This is a genomic window from Peribacillus sp. NPDC058002, assembly GCF_042886655.1.
Taxonomy (GTDB): domain Bacteria; phylum Bacillota; class Bacilli; order Bacillales; family DSM-1321; genus Peribacillus; species Peribacillus aracenensis.
The window spans coordinates 5284-11106 of record NZ_JBHVQU010000124.1; the positions used below are offsets into that span (position 1 = coordinate 5284).

Sequence of the window (5823 nt, forward strand, 5' to 3'; positions counted from 1 at the left end):
TTTATCTCCACCATTCTGTTTTCCCATGACCTTTTAAAATATCATTAATCCATGAAGCTAATTCATTCATGATTGATTGAAGACTCAATGCTAGTTTTTCATCTTGTTCAGACACTTTACTTAATAGGTTTAGATACCTATCCCTTAAAGAAGGGTGAGTTTGACTAGATTCCTCAGGGGTTTTATCATATATGGCCAACATAAAGATTACCATTAACGGAGCAAATAATGTGTTAGCGTTTTTTTCTTTCATCCCTCTAATTAATAAATCAAAGCTAAAATTATCAGCTGCAAATTCATCTAAATGCAATTGATTAAAAGTAACATCAGTCGGTATGAATTTAGATATAATGTTTCTTCCGTTCGACCCTGTATGATTTAAGAAGTGATGACCAATTTCATGTCCTAATACAAAAGACATACTTGCTACAAATAAATCAGTTGCTATATGTAATCTAGGAGATTCATAATCTACCGGAACATCATCATATGGTATTTGATTAGAAATTTTTTTCATTAGGGCTTCTTTGTCTACCAAATCTCTTAAACTATCTACCATTTTTGGGTATAGTTCATCCCTTTCTTCATCTGGAATATACATACCATAAATATAGTATGAAAACAAAGTAGAAATATAAGTTAATTGTTGATCTATTTCAAAATTCATTGTAATTAAATATTCTTCAGATTCCTCAATCATTTCCATTGCTTCTGCATTGAATTCCCGAATACCAAGCAATCCAACATAAATTTGTTTTAGTTCTGTAACTAGATCATCTTCTGCATCTGTAATAAAATTCAGAATTAGACTATTAATAAAAAAGTCATTACTGTACCACATTTCTCTCCCTAATTCTGAATTTGTTCTATTACCAAATTGCTCTTGTACCTCTAGTATTTTTAATCCATATTCATAGTCATAAGCATTTTCTTCCTGAGATATTGAATCTGTCAAATATTTATCCCAATCTTCCACTCCTCCAAAGAATCTATCTAAAAATCTTTCTCTTGCTGATTTTTTATTTTCCATGTAGCCCACCCTTACAATTTAAAATTATTGAGAAGCTATCCATTAGTATTGTTATTATAAATAAGAATCTCATACCTTGACTTGCACAAGCAATATTTTTCATTAGCTCTAAAATTTGAAAAGGGATTTATTAAAATAAGACAATAAAGTTATCACAATTCTATCTGACCTTCCCCATGTCCTTGCTGGTCAGGCATCCGCATTTTTCTGCCGGCTCCAAGAAGAATGAAACAACTTTATTATTTTTTAAAGGACTTTATTATAAAGTAAACAAATTTAATAGCACTAAACAGAATAATCAATTATATTCAAAGCTATATAAAAAACAATTAGCTATTAAGCAAGTAAAAGTAAAAAAAGCCTACTTCCTTGAACAGCAAGGATCGTAGGCTTTTTTATTATTTAAATTCACTTTTCACAAATACTCGTTCGACATGCCTTTATCAACTAAAGCACCCGTTAGTTCTACAAAAAGAAAAATAAAAAGCTAGTTTACCTTTATCATGCATATATTCAAATATGGACAAGATAAAGGGTGAATAATTGATGACTAAACAAACTCTTTTTAAAGGAACTATGATTTTAACAGTTGCCGCATTCATTACAAAGATATTGGGATTCGCCAACGGAATAGTATTAGCAAATGTAATAGGTCCTGAAGGCGTCGGACTTATCATGATGGCAATGCCTGTTACTGGTCTTTTAATTACATTAACTACGTTAGGACTTCCCATAGCTATATCTAAACTGGTTGCTGAAGCTGAAATAAAGGGAAACTATAGACGTGTAAAAAAAATCCTGGTTGTATCATTAGTAACTACTAGCTTATTAGGATTTATTTTAATGATTATTGCAATTTTCGGTGCTAAGGCATTATCTTCACATTTCTTAACAGATCAAAGAGCTTATTATTCTTTACTTGCCGTTATACCGATAGTACCTATTGTGGCAGTTTCTTCAGTCATAAAAGGATATTTCCGTGGCAAACAAAACATGACGCCAATTGCGCTATCCCAAGTAATTGAAGTTGTTAGAATTGGGCTTATATTTTTTCTAGTTCAGTGGCTACTTCCTTACGGAATCGAATATGCTGCAGCTGGGGCAGTTCTTTGTGGCATTATTGGAGAAGGATTTTCTCTACTATATTTATTCTCTGTTTTTAAATGGTCAAAACATAAAAAATTCAAATTACACCATTCATTTATTAAACAGATCAGCAAAGGTAAGGAAGTTTTCTTCGATTTACTTAAAACTGGTCTGCCGACAACTGGAAACGGCTTAATACAATCTTTGATAGGAATTATTCAGCCCATTCTGATTACACAAAGTTTGGCTCTGGCCGGTATTGGAACGGCTTTAGCTACCAAACAATATGGTATTGTAATGGGATATGCTATACCTCTAATGCTTCTTCCGGGTTTTGTAACTAATTCTTTATCAGTAGCTTTAGTACCAGCCATTAGTGAATCGAAAGAGAATAATAATCACCTTCTTATTAAGAAAAGAATTCAACAAGCTGTTAACATAGCTTTGATTGTAGGTGTTCCATGGACAATCATTTTGTACGTTTTTGCAGAGCCCTTAACGACTCTGATATATAAGTCACCAGAAGCAGGTACTTTTCTTAAAATCATGGGGCCATTCTTTCTATTACACTATTTCCGTACTCCCTTTCAAGCAGTACTTATTGGTTTAGGAAAAGCGAATACTGTCATGATAAATAATTTAGTGGCTTCAATAATATCCTTAATTTCTATAGCCTTTCTTGCTTCAAACCCTGAATTAGGGATTTATGGACTCGCCCTATCTTTAAATATAGGATTGACCTTAGGTACATCCCTTCATTTCTTTTCAATTAAAAAATTAATTGGGTTTTATTTAAACCTAATCGATACTATCAAAGTTATTTTATCCGGTATTATTATGGGGTACGGTGGATTAATTACATTTAAATATATTCAAAATGAGACTACAAATTCAATCGTGATATTGGTTATATCTTTAACGATTTCCTTGCTTAGTTATCTACTATTTCTATTTTTTTTTAAGATCATTAATTTCAAAAAATTGCATAAGTAGCATACATTTAACTAACTTACTGATCGGTGACAATACAGTTGTTTAATTTTGCTTTTATAAAAAACACTTAACACCGTCCTATTATTCAGACGGTGTTAAAATTTTCTTTAACCATCAACAGAAATAAAGTCGTTTAAACAACTTCCTTAATGAACTAACGCACCCGTTAGTTTAAGTAGATTTCTTCACAAACTTTTTAGTTAATACAGGACTGCTGCACCGTTAGTTCCATAAAGAAAAAGCTGTCTTAAAGACAGCTATGATCTTCGCTAACGCACCTTTTAGTATGCAAAGAATAGGTCTGTTATATGAGTTTTACAAGCTAGCAAACCCTTGCTACATCAAGGTTGTATAAAATCCTGAATAAAATTAATTTTATGTCAACTAGATTTGTATATGATATACAGATCAGATTATCTATTTATGATTTTAATATATCTGAACATTAAAATATTAATATATATTTCTGTCCCTATAGAAGTGATGAGATCGAACCAATTAGTCTCATCTAAAGAAATTGAAGGGTCAATAAGTGAGAGAACGGTATATCCTACAATCATTATCACCGACAAAAGAACAATAAAACGGATTGCCAGTGGGACATATAAACTAAAGTAACGAAACCAAAATTCCTTCCCATCTCCTCGTTGATTTATCGTATATGCCATATAAATTCCAACAAGATTGATAACCAAATAACTGAACATGTCAACGATGTCTAAGGTATTGAACTGTTCAGTCACAAAAAATACCGGATATGCTAATAATGCTAAAGCGAATAAAAAAATACCAATTACTTTATAGAATCTTTTAGATTTATTAGATAGATTTCCTTCTTTTAAAGCTTGAACAAGACCTTTTATATTCCAAATGTACATATGTTATCCCCTTTATGATGTCATAAAAAATTCTATTATAACATGGGTTCCTATGTAAAATGATTATGTAAACTCCCCCCTTACAAACCATTCTCAAGCTTTTCAAAAAACACCGTTCGCATAATGGGAACGGTGTCAAAAATCTTAATCCTATAGAACTAACGCACCCGTTAGTTCATTAAGGAAAAAGGTTGTCGCAGCAACCTTTATTTAGTTAGAGAATTTTACAAGCATATCATCCAGTATGATATTAAAGACAAGACAAATAGCTAAAAGAGTTTGGGAGATTCCAATCATTTATTTATAGTATGGAGGGTCCCCCCCCTCACCACCATTAGCGGATAAAGTTCCACGTTCTACTTCATACGAAAAGAACCAGGAACCCTTTTCCTTTCCTTTGTCCCATCTCTCAGTAAAAGTAATGATATACTTTTCTTTTCCTATTTCTTTTGCAGATGTTTCCCTCTCGACATGATAACCGTCAATCATTCCATCCCATTTGCCAACATTTTCAGGGAAAACATCAGTAACAGTACCATTACCAGCAGTGGCAAATTCAACAGCCTCTTCCATTGAAAAGGGTGGCAAAGGTTCTGATATTATCTGAAAATATCCCGATAGCAAACCACATGCTAAGACAGGGAAAAGAAAAAACATCTTTGTACTCAGTTGAACTTTAGCTCTAACATATAGCCATCTATCAATAAAAGCATAGAATAAAGCAACTACCATTCCGGCTAATGCTAATGTCGTTTCCTGAAAAAACAAACCATTTGATAAACCGAAAAAACCATGAAACAAAACGTAAAGCCATGTATGTTTAATAAACCATTTTTTTTGTAGATATTCTATGCCTACCGAAACCAGGTTTCCATAAATCAAGACAATTGCACCCACATACATACTATATATAGATAACCAGCCTAAAAATTCACCTCCTAAATTATAGGGAGTTCCCACCTTAATTCCGCCAGCCATATATAAATAAGCTAAGATAATAGAAGTAATCGTTGTCGTGACATATGTGACTGTTATTTTCCTCTTTATCAGACTTTCAACATCCATTTAATCCCTCCCTTTAGTTGTATATTTTTTTATACGAAAATAGTATGATTCCACAATCACAGCACACTCTACAAAAGTTAATAAAGAGAAATAATTTATTTAGTCACCCCTCTACAACCTAAGATTACCACAATAGCCCATATTTGTTATGCAACTAACCTGCCCCTTTAGTTCATTAAGAAAAAGACGATTAGCTATTTGCTAGTCATCTCTTTCACTTTAGCGTAAATAGTGGAACGTGGAACGCCTGTCATTTTGGCTATATCATTAACGCTTAATCCATTCGATTCTCTTTCATCATACAGCTTTAAAGCCTTCTTAACGTCCTTCTCGTCCTTCCCTTTCCTCCCCATATGTTTTCCCTGTGCCTTTGCCCTTTCACGTCCCTCAGTGGTTCTATCTTTGATTAAATCACGTTCAAACTCAGCAATAGCACCCAGCATAGTAAACATTAGCTTTCCTGATGGTGTACTAAAATCAATCTGTTCTTTGATGAATACTAAAGCTATTCCACGTTCTACTAAATCCTTAGCAATCTTTTGTAGGTCAAAGGTGGAACGTGCTAATCTATCCAACTTGTAAACAACCAGCTTGTCACCTTCACGCAAGTAGTCCAACGCCTTAGCAAGTTCTTCCCTATCAGATTTAGCACCACTTTGTTTCTCCATGAATATCTTCTCGCAACCATACTCTTTTAACTTCTCTTCCTGTAAAGCCAAGTCCTGATCTTTAGTTGAAACACGTCCATATCCAATAATAGCCATTATGTAT

At 33.1% G+C, this 5823-nt stretch carries 5 protein-coding genes; 1 reads left to right on the forward strand and 4 read right to left on the reverse strand.

Going from position 1 to position 5823, the window contains the following annotated elements; translation table 11 throughout:
- Position 1 precedes the first annotated feature (1 nt).
- Positions 2-1030 carry a hypothetical protein gene (locus ACFVSH_RS18135; RefSeq protein WP_387707172.1) on the reverse strand — a complete coding sequence of 343 codons (1029 nt, stop codon included), beginning with the start codon at positions 1028-1030 and terminating at the stop codon, positions 2-4.
- Positions 1031-1576: 546 nt separating this feature from the next.
- Here ACFVSH_RS18135 and spoVB point away from each other — a divergent pair.
- Complete coding sequence (gene spoVB / locus ACFVSH_RS18140) at positions 1577-3109, forward strand: stage V sporulation protein B (RefSeq protein ID WP_387707174.1); 1533 nt, start codon at positions 1577-1579, stop codon at positions 3107-3109.
- A gap of 413 nt (positions 3110-3522) precedes the next feature.
- On the opposite strand, the gene ACFVSH_RS18145 is transcribed toward spoVB, so the two are convergent.
- The 3 genes from ACFVSH_RS18145 to ACFVSH_RS18155 form a co-directional block, all read right to left on the reverse strand.
- A complete protein-coding gene (locus ACFVSH_RS18145; protein ID WP_387707176.1) occupies positions 3523-3987 on the reverse strand; it encodes a hypothetical protein in 465 nt (154 codons plus the stop codon).
- Positions 3988-4284: 297 nt separating this feature from the next.
- Entirely contained in the window at positions 4285-4965 is a 681-nt protein-coding gene (locus ACFVSH_RS18150; RefSeq protein WP_387707178.1) for a hypothetical protein, read from the reverse strand.
- A 281-nt stretch (positions 4966-5246) separates the two neighbouring features.
- Positions 5247-5816, reverse strand: coding sequence for a recombinase family protein (locus ACFVSH_RS18155; protein WP_387707180.1), 570 nt, complete (start codon positions 5814-5816; stop codon positions 5247-5249).
- Positions 5817-5823: the final 7 nt, after the last annotated feature.